Source organism: Nocardia sp. NPDC101769 (assembly GCF_044766925.1).
In the GTDB taxonomy this organism is placed as follows: Bacteria; Actinomycetota; Actinomycetes; order Mycobacteriales; family Mycobacteriaceae; genus Nocardia.
Genome location: NZ_JBIWMX010000001.1, coordinates 14,614 through 27,339, shown reverse-complemented (window position 1 = coordinate 27,339; position 12,726 = coordinate 14,614). Strand labels below are relative to the sequence as shown.

At 67.2% G+C, this 12,726-nt stretch carries 15 protein-coding genes; 14 read left to right on the top strand and 1 reads right to left on the bottom strand.

From position 1 onward, the window contains the following. Nucleotides 1–117: 117 nt before the first annotated feature. The 13 genes from rpmJ (at nucleotide 118) to ACIRRA_RS00065 (ending at nucleotide 11,220) form a co-directional block, all read left to right on the top strand. Entirely contained in the window at nucleotides 118–231 is a 114-nt protein-coding gene (gene rpmJ / locus ACIRRA_RS00125) for a 50S ribosomal protein L36 (RefSeq protein WP_033085975.1), read from the top strand. A 235-nt stretch (nucleotides 232–466) separates the two neighbouring features. Beyond that, on the top strand, nucleotides 467–838 hold the full coding sequence (gene rpsM / locus ACIRRA_RS00120) for a 30S ribosomal protein S13 (protein ID WP_040855471.1): 372 nt from the start codon (nucleotides 467–469) through the stop codon (nucleotides 836–838). 9 nt (nucleotides 839–847) lie between these two features. Beyond that, nucleotides 848–1,261, top strand: a complete 414-nt coding sequence (gene rpsK, locus ACIRRA_RS00115; protein ID WP_040855472.1) for a 30S ribosomal protein S11 — start codon at nucleotides 848–850, stop codon at nucleotides 1,259–1,261. 22 nt (nucleotides 1,262–1,283) lie between these two features. After that, nucleotides 1,284–1,889 carry a 30S ribosomal protein S4 gene (rpsD, locus tag ACIRRA_RS00110; RefSeq protein ID WP_402760949.1) on the top strand — a complete coding sequence of 202 codons (606 nt, stop codon included), beginning with the start codon at nucleotides 1,284–1,286 and terminating at the stop codon, nucleotides 1,887–1,889. A 125-nt stretch (nucleotides 1,890–2,014) separates the two neighbouring features. Beyond that, entirely contained in the window at nucleotides 2,015–3,073 is a 1,059-nt protein-coding gene (locus ACIRRA_RS00105) for a DNA-directed RNA polymerase subunit alpha (RefSeq protein WP_040855475.1), read from the top strand. A 53-nt stretch (nucleotides 3,074–3,126) separates the two neighbouring features. Further along, nucleotides 3,127–3,642, top strand: coding sequence for a 50S ribosomal protein L17 (rplQ, locus tag ACIRRA_RS00100; RefSeq protein WP_402760946.1), 516 nt, complete (start codon nucleotides 3,127–3,129; stop codon nucleotides 3,640–3,642). Between the two features lie 19 nt (nucleotides 3,643–3,661). Then, nucleotides 3,662–4,576 carry a tRNA pseudouridine(38-40) synthase TruA gene (gene truA, locus ACIRRA_RS00095; protein ID WP_402760943.1) on the top strand — a complete coding sequence of 305 codons (915 nt, stop codon included), beginning with the start codon at nucleotides 3,662–3,664 and terminating at the stop codon, nucleotides 4,574–4,576. Between the two features lie 295 nt (nucleotides 4,577–4,871). After that, nucleotides 4,872–5,717: a hypothetical protein gene (locus ACIRRA_RS00090; RefSeq protein ID WP_402760940.1), complete on the top strand. Its 846-nt coding sequence runs from the start codon at nucleotides 4,872–4,874 to the stop codon at nucleotides 5,715–5,717. A 220-nt stretch (nucleotides 5,718–5,937) separates the two neighbouring features. Beyond that, a complete protein-coding gene (locus ACIRRA_RS00085; RefSeq protein WP_402760937.1) occupies nucleotides 5,938–6,903 on the top strand; it encodes a helix-turn-helix domain-containing protein in 966 nt (321 codons plus the stop codon). Nucleotides 6,904–7,152: 249 nt separating this feature from the next. Then, nucleotides 7,153–8,133: an AraC family transcriptional regulator gene (locus tag ACIRRA_RS00080; RefSeq protein ID WP_402760934.1), complete on the top strand. Its 981-nt coding sequence runs from the start codon at nucleotides 7,153–7,155 to the stop codon at nucleotides 8,131–8,133. A gap of 83 nt (nucleotides 8,134–8,216) precedes the next feature. Then, on the top strand, nucleotides 8,217–9,071 hold the full coding sequence (locus ACIRRA_RS00075) for a nitrilase-related carbon-nitrogen hydrolase (protein ID WP_402760931.1): 855 nt from the start codon (nucleotides 8,217–8,219) through the stop codon (nucleotides 9,069–9,071). A 111-nt stretch (nucleotides 9,072–9,182) separates the two neighbouring features. Further along, nucleotides 9,183–10,145 carry a helix-turn-helix domain-containing protein gene (locus ACIRRA_RS00070; RefSeq protein WP_402760929.1) on the top strand — a complete coding sequence of 321 codons (963 nt, stop codon included), beginning with the start codon at nucleotides 9,183–9,185 and terminating at the stop codon, nucleotides 10,143–10,145. 79 nt (nucleotides 10,146–10,224) lie between these two features. Then, a complete protein-coding gene (locus tag ACIRRA_RS00065; RefSeq protein ID WP_402760926.1) occupies nucleotides 10,225–11,220 on the top strand; it encodes a nitrilase-related carbon-nitrogen hydrolase in 996 nt (331 codons plus the stop codon). Nucleotides 11,221–11,223: 3 nt separating this feature from the next. On the opposite strand, the gene ACIRRA_RS00060 is transcribed toward ACIRRA_RS00065, so the two are convergent. Then, nucleotides 11,224–11,493: a metal-sensitive transcriptional regulator gene (locus ACIRRA_RS00060; protein WP_051028944.1), complete on the bottom strand. Its 270-nt coding sequence runs from the start codon at nucleotides 11,491–11,493 to the stop codon at nucleotides 11,224–11,226. A 182-nt stretch (nucleotides 11,494–11,675) separates the two neighbouring features. On the opposite strand from ACIRRA_RS00060, the gene ACIRRA_RS00055 reads away from it, so the two are divergent. Beyond that, nucleotides 11,676–12,491: an S-methyl-5'-thioadenosine phosphorylase gene (locus ACIRRA_RS00055; RefSeq protein ID WP_402760924.1), complete on the top strand. Its 816-nt coding sequence runs from the start codon at nucleotides 11,676–11,678 to the stop codon at nucleotides 12,489–12,491. The last annotated feature ends 235 nt before the right edge of the window (nucleotides 12,492–12,726 follow it).

The window sequence follows — 12,726 nt, the reverse complement described above, 5'->3', positions numbered from 1 at the left end:
TCACCCCCACGGGTGCCAGAGACTTCCGGGGCGTGAGTCCCGGGTTTTCCCCGGTCAAACCGGCCGGGGAAAAACTGTGTTCACGGCCAGTGAACACCGACCCAGATTGGATCTGACGTGAAGGTTCAGCCGTCCGTCAAGCCGATCTGCGAGAAGTGCAAGGTGATCCGCCGTCACGGTCGGGTCATGGTGATCTGCGAGAACCTGCGCCACAAGCAGCGTCAGGGCTGATTGCGGCCTCGTGCCGTGATCGCCGGGACAGTGGTTTCTTCACGCCCCCGGTCGCTCACCGCCAAGCACCGAACGCGGTTCGGATTGGCAACAAAGAAGAACTCCCAGCACCAGTCGCCGTCGCCGAGTCCCGTAGGGGACGGATGGCGGCCCACCCCCGGTACGGAGGCCGGGGCCCCACTTACGAGGGGACGGACAGGGAGCAGACCTCCGCAAAAGTAAGGAATCGCCAACCATGGCACGTCTGATGGGCGTCGACCTCCCGCGCGAAAAGCGCATGGAGATCGCGCTGACCTACATCTTCGGCATCGGCCGTACCCGCGCCAAGGAGATCCTGGACGTTACCGGCGTCAGCCCGGACCTGCGTTCCAAGGACCTCAGCGATGACGACCTGACCAAGCTCCGCGACTACATCGAGTCGCAGGACTTCAAGGTCGAGGGTGACCTGCGCCGCGAGGTGCAGGCCGACATCCGTCGCAAGATCGAGATCGGCTGCTACCAGGGCATCCGCCACCGCCGTGGCCTGCCCGTGCGCGGCCAGCGGACCAAGACCAACGCCCGCACGCGCAAGGGTCCGAAGAAGACCGTCGCCGGCAAGAAGAAGTAGGGATAGCGCATGCCTCCGAAGAGCCGGGCCTCGGGCCCGAAGAAGACTCAGAAGTCGCGTCGCCGGGATAAGAAGAACATCCCGCACGGCCACGCGCACATCAAGAGCACGTTCAACAACACGATCGTGTCCATCACCGACCCCGAAGGCAACGTCATCTCCTGGGCGTCCTCCGGCCACGTCGGTTTCAAGGGCTCGCGTAAGTCGACTCCGTTCGCCGCGCAGCTGGCCGCCGAGAACGCTGCCCGCAAGGCGCAGGAGAACGGCGTCAAGAAGGTCGACGTCTTCGTGAAGGGCCCGGGTTCGGGCCGCGAGACCGCGATCCGCTCCCTCCAGGCCGCCGGCCTCGAGGTCGGCACGATCTCCGATGTCACCCCGCAGCCGCACAACGGCTGCCGTCCGCCCAAGCGGCGTCGCGTCTAGCGGGAAGGAAGAGTAGAAAACAATGGCTCGTTATACCGGCCCTATCACCCGCAAGTCGCGTCGTCTGCGTGTCGACCTCGTCGGAGGCGACCAGGCGTTCGAGCGTCGTCCTTACCCGCCCGGCCAGCACGGCCGCGCGCGGATCAAGGAGTCCGAGTACCTCATGCAGCTGCAGGAGAAGCAGAAGGCTCGCTTCTCGTACGGCGTCATGGAGAAGCAGTTCCGCCGCTACTACGAAGAGGCCAACCGCCAGAAGGGCAAGACCGGCGACAACCTGCTGCGTCTGCTCGAGTCGCGGCTGGACAACGTCGTGTACCGCGCCGGCCTGGCCCGGACCCGTCGTGGCGCCCGTCAGCTGGTCTCGCACGGCCACTTCACCGTCAACGGTGTGAAGGTGGACGTGCCCAGCTTCCAGGTCTCGCAGTACGACATCATCGATGTCAAGCCGAAGTCGCTGGCCACGCTGCCTTTCCAGGTCGCGCGTGAGACCATCGGCGACCGTCCGATCCCGGGCTGGCTGCAGGTCGTTCCCGGCCGTCTGCGGATCCTGGTGCACCAGCTCCCCGAGCGTGCGCAGATCGATGTTCCGCTGCAGGAACAGCTGATCGTCGAGTTCTACTCGAAGTAATAGGTGCGCGTACGCGTGCCGCTGGTTGCGGCCCCGGTGGGCGGGTTTCATCGAAACGAATCCGCCAGGGCCGCAACAGTTCCCAATCGTGAGCGTCAAATGGTGGGCGCTCGAAGGAGGAAGAAATGCTGATTTCACAGCGACCGACGCTGACCGAAGAGGTCGTGTCCGAGAACCGGTCGCGGTTCACCATCGAACCGCTGGAGCCGGGCTTCGGTTACACCCTCGGCAACTCGCTGCGCCGCACGCTGCTGTCGTCGATTCCTGGTGCCGCTGTCACCAGCATTCGCATCGACGGCGTGCTGCACGAGTTCACCACCGTCCCGGGCGTGAAGGAGGATGTCACCGACATCATCCTGAACCTCAAGGGCCTGGTCGTGTCGTCCGAAGAGGACGAGCCGGTCACCATGTACGTGCGCAAGCAGGGCCCGGGCACCGTCACCGCCGGTGACATCGTCCCCCCGGCGGGCGTGACCGTGCACAACCCGGACATGCATATCGCCACCCTGAACGACAAGGGCAAGCTGGAGATCGAGCTCGTGGTCGAGCGCGGTCGCGGCTACGTCCCCGCCGTGCAGAACAAGGCGTCGGGTGCGGAAATCGGCCGGATTCCGGTGGACTCGATCTACTCGCCGGTTCTGAAGGTGACCTACAAGGTCGAGGCCACCCGTGTCGAGCAGCGCACCGACTTCGACCGGCTCATCCTGGATGTCGAGACCAAGAACTCGATCTCCGCGCGGGATGCGCTGGCGTCTGCGGGCAAGACCCTGGTCGAGCTGTTCGGTCTCGCGCGCGAGCTGAACGTCGAGGCCGAGGGCATCGAGATCGGCCCCTCGCCGGCCGAAGCGGACCACATCGCTTCGTTCGGTCTGCCGATCGAGGACCTGGATCTCACCGTGCGGTCGTACAACTGCCTCAAGCGTGAAGGCGTGCACACCGTCGGCGAGCTGGTCGCCCGCACCGAGTCGGACCTGCTGGACATCCGCAACTTCGGTCAGAAGTCCATCGACGAGGTCAAGGTCAAGCTGCACTCGCTCGGCCTGTCCCTCAAGGATTCTCCGGCTTCCTTCGATCCGTCCTCCGTCGTCGGCTACGACGCGGCCAGCGGCACCTGGAGCGACAGCGGTTCGTTCAGCGACACCGACAACGGCGAGCAGGACTACGCCGAGACCGAACAGCTTTAGGTCATTCGGGGTGTAGCGCCCCGAATCGGCCTTCAACACAGGAGATTCAAACAATGCCCAAGCCCAAGAAGGGTGCCCGCTTCGGCGGGACGGCGTCGCACCAGAAGGCGATCTTCGCCAACCTGGCGACGGCGCTCTTCGAGCACGGTCGCATCACGACCACCGAGGCCAAGGCCAAGGCGCTGCGCCCCTACGCCGAGAAGCTTGTCACCAAGGCGAAGGGCGGCACGCTGGCCGACCGTCGCGAGGTCATGAAGGTGATCCGCTCCAAGGACGTCGTGCACGCCCTGTTCGCGGAGATCGGTCCCTCGTTCGAGGGCCGTGAGGGTGGCTACACCCGCATCATCAAGACCATCCCCCGCAAGGGTGACAATGCTCCGATGGCGATCATCGAGCTGGTCCGCGAGAAGACCGTGACCAACGAGGCCGACCGCGCCCGTCGTGTCGCCGCTTCGCAGAAGGCTGCCGAGGCTCCGGCCGAGGCCAAGGCCGAAGAGGCTGTCGTCGAGGCTCCTGCCGCCGAGGCTCCGGCCGAAGAGGCTGCCGCCGAGGACAAGGCCGCGGAGTAGTTCCGCACCTTTCGGATTCATGAGTGAGCCCGCCGTCCCCTCCGGGTCGGCGGGCTTTCTCCATGTTAACCAGGAGATCGCTGTGACCGTGGAGGATCCGACGCCCGAACCGGTTTCGATTCGGGTACGGCTGGACATCAGTTACGACGGCACCGATTTCACCGGCTGGGCGCGCCAGCCCGGCCTGCGCACCGTGCAGGGTGTGCTCGAGGACGCGCTGAGCAAGGTGCAGCGCGAGCCCATCCAGCTCACGGTGGCCGGGCGCACCGACGCGGGCGTGCACGCGGAAGGTCAAGTCGCGCACTTCGATACGCACACCGAGGTGGACGGCCCCAAGCTGGTGCACCGGCTGGCGCGCTTCCTGCCGAAGGATGTGCGCGTCAAGGCGGCCCGCCTCGCGCCGCCCGAGTTCGACGCCCGCTTCTCCGCCATCCGCCGCCACTACGCCTACCGTCTGACCACGGCTCCTTTCGGCGCGGAACCGCTTCGGGCGCGCAGTGTCGTCCCCTGCCGTCCGGGCCCCGATGTCGACGCCATGCGTGAGGCGTCGCGAAAACTGTTGGGCCTGCACGATTTCGCCGCCTTCTGCCGCCGCCGTGAGGGCGCGACGACCATCCGCGAACTGCAGCGCTTCGACTGGGTCCAGGACGGCGATCTGCTGACCGCCTATGTCAGCGCCGACGCGTTCTGCTGGTCCATGGTCCGGAGCCTGGTCGGCGGGGTCCTTGCCGTGGGGGAAGGCCGTCGCACTCCCGCCTGGATCGCCGGTTTGCTGAACGAGCGCGAGCGCTCGAGCTCTGTCACCGTGGCCCCGGCCCACGGCCTGTCGCTGATCGCGGTCGACTACCCGGACGCCGCCGACCTGGCCGCCCGCAATGCCCAGACCCGCGAGGTCCGCACCGTTCCCGACCCCGAAGGTTGCTGCGGCGACTGACTCGTCCTGAACCGGTGGTACACGCAACCGGCCGGCCGAGCGCTGACACATGACTGCGCCGACACCGTGTTCCCGCCAACTCGCGTGCGGTCTCGGCCGTTTCGGGCCTTCGGAAGCACCCGCGCACCTGGGCCGGACCGCATGCGTGGGCTGCATCGTCCAACCATCGGCCGGCGGCGCGTTCGGCCGCGGCGTGAGTTGGCGCGAAACGTGAAGGGCGACCTTCTTTTCGGTTCGGGGTGCGAAGTTTCGTTTCGCGGTGTGGCGGCCGGGGCGCGGGCGGATAGTCCTCGGTATGGGGAAACCGAAGCGTGGCCGCGGGGGTCGAAAGCACAAGGGCGGGCGTGGCGGCGGGCGACGGCCGGATCGGGTGCTCGTGCCGGACGAGGATGAGTTCGCCGGGTTCGACGGACAGGGCTTCGATCTGCGGGAGCCGATCGACCAGGTGCTGGCGGACGCTGCCGAGTTGGGGGATGACACCGATCCCTTACAGGTCGAATTCCTGGTCGCCGATCTGCTCGCCGGAGGCGAAGAGGATTTGGGGTTCGCCAAGCTGTTCGGCGCGTGGGCGGTGCTCGTGCTCGAGGAGCGGGCGACCTCGGAGGCCTTGGGTACGCTGCGCGTCCTGGCCCGGCTCTCGACCGCCGAGTTGTCGCGTGCGGCACGGGCCGCGGCGGATCGGCTCGAGGCGCAGGGGGTGAACGTGCCGGGCTGGTCGGCCCGTTCGGCCGCACCGCTGCGGGCGGTCGCGTGCACCCGCTCGACTGCCAGGGGCGCTTCGGTGCTGGTCGGCAGTTTCGAACGTGCGGACCGCATCCATACCTTCCTGGTCTGGATGTTCCATGACGGTGGGGAGGCCGCGCAGGTCATCGACCTGCTCCCGGGCGATCGGACGGCTGTGGCGCGGCAGTTGGCCGGCGCCGACCTGCCCGGCGTCACGGAGCGGTTGTCGCCGTGGGAGTTTCGCCGTCAGGTGGAGGCGGCGCTGGATCGGCGGGCGTGTCGGGAGCGCGCGGCGCTGATGGCGGATCTCGACGCGTTCGACGACCCGGACGGCGACCCGGAGGCCGATCTGCCGCCGTATGCGCTCACGGCGACGGTGCTGCGCGCACAGCTGCGGACGATCGAATCGAACGTTTGATGTGGTTCGGCCCGCACAGGCAGGCGGGTCGGCGAATTCGATGCCGGGTGGAAATGACGACATGTGATTGCGGATGGGGTGTGCGTGAAAGTGCAAGTCCGGGATGAAGATTCGTGGTGCGAGTTGCGGGGAATGGGGAAATTCGGGCGATGTGATGAAAGTTGGATGTTGTTAAGGGAATTCGCGGATCGGGGCGGGCGTGGGGTGCGAGAATCGGGCGATGAGGGGCGGCGTCGAGCCCGCGGTGATGGAGGTTCGGTCCACACCGGAGGTTTCGCAGCAGGAGACTTTCGAGGAGTGGGAGGCCGTTGTCGCAGCGGCCTACGTTCCGCTGGTGGTGACACCGGTGCGGTCGGGGGAGTTCCGGGCGCGCATCGTGCAATCGCGATTCGACGGCATCGATGTGTCCATGGTGACGGCCAGCGAGCAGCACCTCAGCCGGATACCACGGCTCATCCACGAGCCCGAGGAGCCCATCCTGTTCGCCAGCGTGACCACACACGGGCACGGCTGGCTGGAGCAGGACGGGCGAGTGGGGGAACTGGCCGACGGCGGGCTCACCCTGCACGTCAGTTCCCGGCCCTTCAGCGCGCATTTCGAGCAGTCCTGGGGCGTGGTGGCGGTGCAGGTGCCGCTGGCGGAGGTGGTGGGGGCGTCGGGGGTGCCGGCGGACCGGCTGCCGACCGCAGTGCGCTTCCCGCCCGAGGGGGCGGCCGGCATCGTGGGCCGCTTCTTCTGCGGCCTGGCGCAATTGCAGCACACCGCACCGGACCAGGCGGCGGTGCTGGCCAAACACGGTACGGGACTGCTCGCATCGGTGGTGCAGCTGGCGGCGGGCGACCTGCCGCACGACGAACCCGCGCAGACGCTGGCCAAACAGCGGGCGCTGGTGTTCATCCAACGCCATTACGCCGACCCGGAACTCACCATCGATCAGGTGGCCGGCGCCTGCGCGGTATCGCGCCGCACCCTGTACCGGTTGTTCGAGCACGGCGAGGACGGTGTGGCGGCCATGCTCCGGCGCATGCGGGTCGAGCGTGCCCTGGCCCTGATCCGCACCGATCCGACTCGGCCGCTGCTGTCCGTGGCCCGGGCATCGGGCTTCATGTCCGAGCGGCAGTTCTATCGCGCCTTCAAACGCGAAATGGGGATGACCCCTGGCGAATTCCGGTCGAGTCACCCCTGATCAGGAGGTGTATCGGGGCTGACGTCAATTGACAGTGATCTGGCACGCCGGGGCAGTCACATCGGCGCGGCGGATTGGAATACTGGTGAGGCGCCGCCCGGTCGCCGCCTTCGAGCCGCCGGCGACCGGGCAGGCGGCCTATCCGGATCGGCTTGTTTACCAGGACAATCCGGGCGACTGGTCCGTTTTGTCGGATCGGTCGGCTTCATTAGCAGTTTCCCGGCGGCCGGTAGTGGAATGATGCACAGTGTGGGTATTGCGTCCACTGCCAGCGCCGAAGTCCGTACGACCTCAGAGGTTTCCGCGCGGCAGGCATTCGAGCAGTGGGAGGCCATCGTGGCCGACGCGGTACTGCCGTCGATCTGTGAGCCGCTCGGCAAGGGTCAGTGGCACGGCAAGCTGCGCTTCACCCAGTTCGATCACTCCAGTCTCACCATGATGACCTCGAGCGCACAGCGAGTGGTGCGCACCAAGCGCCAGCTCGACCAGGCCGCCGCGGACTTCCTGCTGGTGAACATTGTTGTGGAGGGCGCGAACTGGACCGAGCAGAACGGCCGGATCACCGAGGGCGGGGCCGGGACCATCGCCTTCTACGACAGCGCCCGCCCGATCGAGAGCCGCACCACCGAGAACGCGGTTTCCACGATCGTGCGCGCGCCCATGTCCGCGGTGCTCGATCATGCCGGGCTGGTGCGCGACGAGCTACCGATCGCCAAGGCGCTGCCCGCCACCGGCGCGATGGGCGTGGTGGTCGACTTCTTCCGCGGCATGGCGGCCCTTCCGGTCAAGGAAACCGAACGTGCCGCACATGCCCTCGAATCGCAGATCACGGCCATGCTCTCCTCGGCGGTGCTGCTGGCCAACGGGCAGAACTCGCCGGCGCCGGCCGATTCGCTCTACACGCGTCAGCAGGTGCTGTCGGTGCTGCGCCAGCGCTATACCGATCCGGATCTGACCGTCGATGAGGTGGCGCACGCCTGCCTGGTATCGCGCCGCACGCTCTATCGGGTGTGCGAGGACATCGGCGGCCCCGCCGCACTGGTGCGCCGCATGCGGGTCGAACATGCCCGGCGGCTGTTGCGGGCCGACCCGACCCGGCCGCTCTCGGCGATTGCCGCAGCTTCCGGATTCGCCACCGATCGCCATTTCTACCGGGCATTTCGCCAGGAAACCGGGGTGACGCCTGGTCAATTTAGGTCACAACTGGACGCAGGCACGCGCGGTCGGTAGTGCGGCACGGTATGTCGCTGTGACCGGCTCGCGTTCGGCGAAGGGTGATTGCACATCATCCGATCCCCGCCGAAGGAGCCGACGTGCCGACGAAGGTACGAGTCGCAGCCGTCCAGGCCGAGCCACGATGGCTGGATCTGCGTGCCGGTGTCCGGCAGACCATCGAGTTGATCGAGGACGCCGCCGCTGACGGCGCGCAGCTGGTGGCCTTCCCGGAGACCTTCCTGCCCGGGTATCCGTGGTGGTTGTGGCTGGAATCGGTGAGCTGGGGCCAGGGGTTCTTCGCGCGGTATCGTACGAATTCGATGACGGTGGGCCGCACCGAGTTCCGGCGCATCGCCGACGCCGCGCGGCGGCATCGCATTCACGTGCTGCTCGGCTTCAGCGAACGCAGTGCCGACGCGCTCTATATGTCGCAGTGCCTCATCGATGATCGCGGGGTACTGCTCGGAGTCCGTCGCAAGCCCGAGCTGACGCCCCTGGAGCACAAGATCTTCCGCAGTGGCGAGCCCGGCGAGTCGCAGGTCTTCCGCACCGGCATCGGCCGCATCGCGGTGCAGGGCGGCTCCGAGCAGTTGCGTCTGCCTGCGCGGCGGGAGCTGGAGCGCACCGGCGCACAGATCCATGTGGTGTCCTGGCCGGGCTTCATCGTGGCGCGGGACGTGGATTGGGGTGTGCGCGTGAACAATGCGGCCACGCTCTGGTACGCGGTGGTCGGGCACCTGAACGTGGTCGCGGCGTGTGCGGTGATGGATGTGGCGGGCGGTGAGAGCCGCCGGGGTTCGGAGCCGGCCAAGCAGCTGGTGCGCGGGCCGGGCGGGCATGCGCGCATCTTCGCGCCGGGCGGCGAGGAACTGGCGTCGCCGCTGGCCGGGCACGAACAGGGTTTGCTGTACGCCGATCTGGAACTGGACCTGAGTTTCGAGTCCGCGGCCTAGTGGTATCACTGCGTACCGCTCCGATGTATTGGCTCGATTTCCCCCGATCTGACACACTCTCCCGAGTATTCGGCCGTACATGGGCCGACCATTGTCATCGAGGGATGGGGAGTGGAACGGTCAGAAGCGGTCGATCGGATCGAGGTGCGGTCCGGACCGGAGCAGTCGGCGGCGGAGGCATTCGAGCGCTGGGAAGCGCACGTGAGCGATGCCTATGTGCCATTGGCGGTTTCACCAAAACCGACCGATCGTTTTGTTGGTCATATCGAGCGTGCTCGATATGGCGACCTCGACCTGACCGTCGTCGGATCCTCTACTCAGTTCATCCGTCGCACCGATCGGCTGATAGCGCAGGCGAATGACGAGTATCTGATCGCGAGTATTCCGCTTTCGGGTCACGGACGCCTGCAACAGGACGGCCGGGTGGCGGATGTCCGTCCCGGTTCGATCGTGTTCTACGACACCACTCGTCCCTACCAGTGGAACTTGCAGCAGGAGTGGGAACAGGTCGTGGTGCAGGTCCCGCTGAGTCGGCTGCGCGATCACTACGGCGTCTCCGATCCCGAAGTCCCCACGGCCACTGTGTTTTCCAGTGGAACCGCGCCGGGAATCGTGGCGCAATTCTTCCGGGGCGTCGCGGGATTGCAGCGCACCGATCCGGCCGGGGCGGCACTGCTGGCCGAACCGGGCATGGATCTGCTGGCGGCGGCGGTGATCGCGGCGTCCGGGCGCACCCCACACGACCAGTCCGCGGACGCCCTCAACCGGCAGCGGGTGCTGGCCTTCATGCGCAGCAACTGTGCGGATCCGGATCTCGGAGTCGATCGAATCGCCGAGGGCTGCCGTATGTCGCGGCGTACTCTCTACCGGGTGTTCGGCGAGTTCGGGGGTGGACCGGGAACGGTGCTGCGCCGCATGCGAATCGAACGTGCCTGCGAGCTACTACGAAATGCGCCACAGTTGCCGCTTTCGGCCGTTGCGAAAGCATCGGGATTCCTCACCGAGCGTAGTTTCTACCGCAGCTTCCGCTTGGAAATGGGTACGACTCCGGGGGCTTTTCGTACCCTGGCATGATCAGTCGGTGATTCGGCACTTGTCGCCATTGTTTTGCCGGAAACTCTTGGCAAGCATCACGTTCCATGAGGGAACAGCGATGAGGATTACGGTGCGAGTCGCCGCCGTCCAGGCCGAACCCAGCTGGCTGCGGCTGTCCGACGGCGTGGAACAGGTCGTCGAACTGATCCGAGCAGCGGCGACGCAGGGCGCTCGGCTGATCGCATTCCCGGAGGCGTTTCTCCCCGGATATCCCTGGTGGCGCTGGATCGATACCAATCAGTGGAATGTAGAATACTCCACTCGGTGCCGCGAGAATTCGATGACTCGGGATGGCGTGGAAATGCGCGCGATCACCGGTGCCGCCGCCGCGTACGGCATTCACGTTGTCCTCGGATTCGGTGAACGGCAGGATCGGCGAATCTATATGTCGCAGGCCGTGATCGACGATTCCGGCGCGTTGCTATCCGTACGCCGCAAGGCCGGGTTGAACAGCGTGGAACGCAAGATATTCGCCTCCGGAACCCCGAATCTGCCTGCAGTGCACCACACTCCGATCGGCAAGTACGGCGCGCTGTCCGGGCAGGAGAACCAGCGGCCGCTGCTCACCCGCGCGCTGCGCGCCGACGAGGAGCAGATCCACGTGGCGGCCTGGCCGGGCAGTCCGTACGCCGATGCGGCAGGGCCGGATTCGAGCACCACGGTCAGCCGGATGTGCGCGCTGGAGGTCGGCGCCTTCGTGCTCGCGCCCACCGCGGTGGTGGGGGAGCCGGCGTTCGACGGTATGGGCGGCGCCCCTCGGATCAGCGGCCCCACCGGCCGCGCCCGCATCTACGCCGCGGACGGCAGCGAAGTGGTGACCCCGCTCGAGGAGGGCGAGGGGGGCATCCTCTACGCCGATCTGGACCTGGACGCCGACAGCGCCGACGCCCAGCAGTACGACTCCGCCCGGGCCACGCGTGACCGCAGTGACGGCGACCCCGTCCCCGCCCGCCGCGGGTTCCGTCGGGTCGCCTCCGGCTGGCAGTCCGACCCGGACCGCTGGGCGCTGCCCATGTCCCTGGGCACGTATCCCGGCGGCATCGCCGCCTGCTGAGGGCTAGCTCCGCACGAGGCGGGCGATGGCGTCGGTGGCTTCCTTGATCTTGGCCTCGGCCTCGGGGCCGCCAGCGACGGCCGCGTCGACCACGCAGTGACTGATGTGATCCTCGAGCAGGCCCATGGCAACGGCCTGCAGGGCCTTGGTCATGGCCGAGACCTGGGTGAGGATGTCGATGCAGTACTTCTCCTCCTCGACCATGCGCTGCAGGCCACGGGCCTGGCCTTCGATGCGGCGCAGACGCTTGAGGTAGTCGTCCTTGGCGGTGATGTAGCCGTGGGTGGCGTGGTCGTGGCAGGACTCGGCGGCTTCGGCGGGCGCAGCCGGGTCTGTGGTCGCGGTCTTGTCGTTGGTCACCTGCGCTGTCCTCACTCCCGGGCTTAATACCCCCCTAGGGTACATGGTTTGCCCTGGTCCCACCACTCGCGCGCGCATGCGCGAGAATCGTGGGCATGAGTGAGGATCCACGGGCAACGCTCGCCATCATCGGAGGCAGCGGGTTCTACGACTTCTTCGGCGATGACGCGACCACGGTCGAGGTCGAGACCCCCTACGGTGCGCCCAGTGCGCCCATCACCATCGGTCAGGTGGAGGGGCGATCGGTGGCGTTCGTGCCGCGGCACGGCCGCAAACACGAGTTCTCGCCGCACACCGTGCCCTACCGCGCCAATATCTGGGCCCTGCGTTCGCTGGGCGTACGCCGCATCTTCGGCCCGTGCGCGGTCGGCAGCCTGCGTGCCGACTGGGGCCCGGGCACCGTGTCCGTGCCGGACCAGCTGGTGGACCGCACCTCCGGTCGCGCCCAGACCTTCTACGACACCGGCGGCGTGCACGTGGCCTTCGCGGACCCGTACTGCGAGGAGCTGCGTTCGGCGGCGATCGGTGCCCTGGGCGACGAGCTGCCCGCGCACGATCACGGCACCATGGTCGTGGTGGAGGGCCCGCGCTTCTCCACCCGTGCCGAGAGCCGCTGGTACGCCGGACAGGGCTGGGCGCTGGTCAATATGACCGGGCACCCGGAGGCCGTGCTCGCCCGCGAGCTCGAAATGTGCTACTCCGCAATCGCTCTCGTGACCGACCTGGACGCGGGCCTGGAGACCGGTGAGGGCGTCAGCGCCGCGGCCGTCTTCGCCGAGTTCGAGCGCAACCTGGTGCCGTTCAAGGCGCTGGTGCGCCGTGCCGTCGCCGCCGTCGAGGGTGAGGACACCTGCGACAAGTGCCGCGTGCTGACGGGCACCGGCGTGCAGCTGCCCTTCGAGCTGCCCTGAGCTTCCCCGACGCTCAGGGCAGCTCGACAACGTCGCGACCATATTCTCATTCAGGTCTCTTCGAATCAGACGCAACAACTGATTTCGCGCCGATCAGGGTAACTCGCCGGGGACGTCCAGAATCGGTTTCGCACCCAACCGACGGCACGGGTTGCCAACGGCGGACGGCTCTCAGCCGTCCGCCGAAGGCGCGGGGAGGTGGGGGAGCCGGTCGAATAGGCTGGAACCATGAATT

Excerpts from the sequence above, each read along its gene's own strand:
- rpsD (WP_402760949.1), top strand. The coding sequence starts at position 1,284 with ATGGCTCGTTATACCGGCCCTATCACCCGCAAGTCGCGTCGTCTGCGT.
- ACIRRA_RS00105 (WP_040855475.1), top strand. The coding sequence starts at position 2,015 with ATGCTGATTTCACAGCGACCGACGCTGACCGAAGAGGTCGTGTCCGAG.
- truA (WP_402760943.1), top strand. The coding sequence starts at position 3,662 with ATGAGTGAGCCCGCCGTCCCCTCCGGGTCGGCGGGCTTTCTCCATGTT.
- rplQ (WP_402760946.1), top strand. The coding sequence starts at position 3,127 with ATGCCCAAGCCCAAGAAGGGTGCCCGCTTCGGCGGGACGGCGTCGCAC.
- rpsM (WP_040855471.1), top strand. The coding sequence starts at position 467 with ATGGCACGTCTGATGGGCGTCGACCTCCCGCGCGAAAAGCGCATGGAG.
- ACIRRA_RS00055 (WP_402760924.1), top strand. The coding sequence starts at position 11,676 with ATGAGTGAGGATCCACGGGCAACGCTCGCCATCATCGGAGGCAGCGGG.
- ACIRRA_RS00065 (WP_402760926.1), top strand. The coding sequence starts at position 10,225 with ATGAGGATTACGGTGCGAGTCGCCGCCGTCCAGGCCGAACCCAGCTGG.
- ACIRRA_RS00085 (WP_402760937.1), top strand. The coding sequence starts at position 5,938 with ATGAGGGGCGGCGTCGAGCCCGCGGTGATGGAGGTTCGGTCCACACCG.
- rpsK (WP_040855472.1), top strand. The coding sequence starts at position 848 with ATGCCTCCGAAGAGCCGGGCCTCGGGCCCGAAGAAGACTCAGAAGTCG.
- ACIRRA_RS00090 (WP_402760940.1), top strand. The coding sequence starts at position 4,872 with ATGGGGAAACCGAAGCGTGGCCGCGGGGGTCGAAAGCACAAGGGCGGG.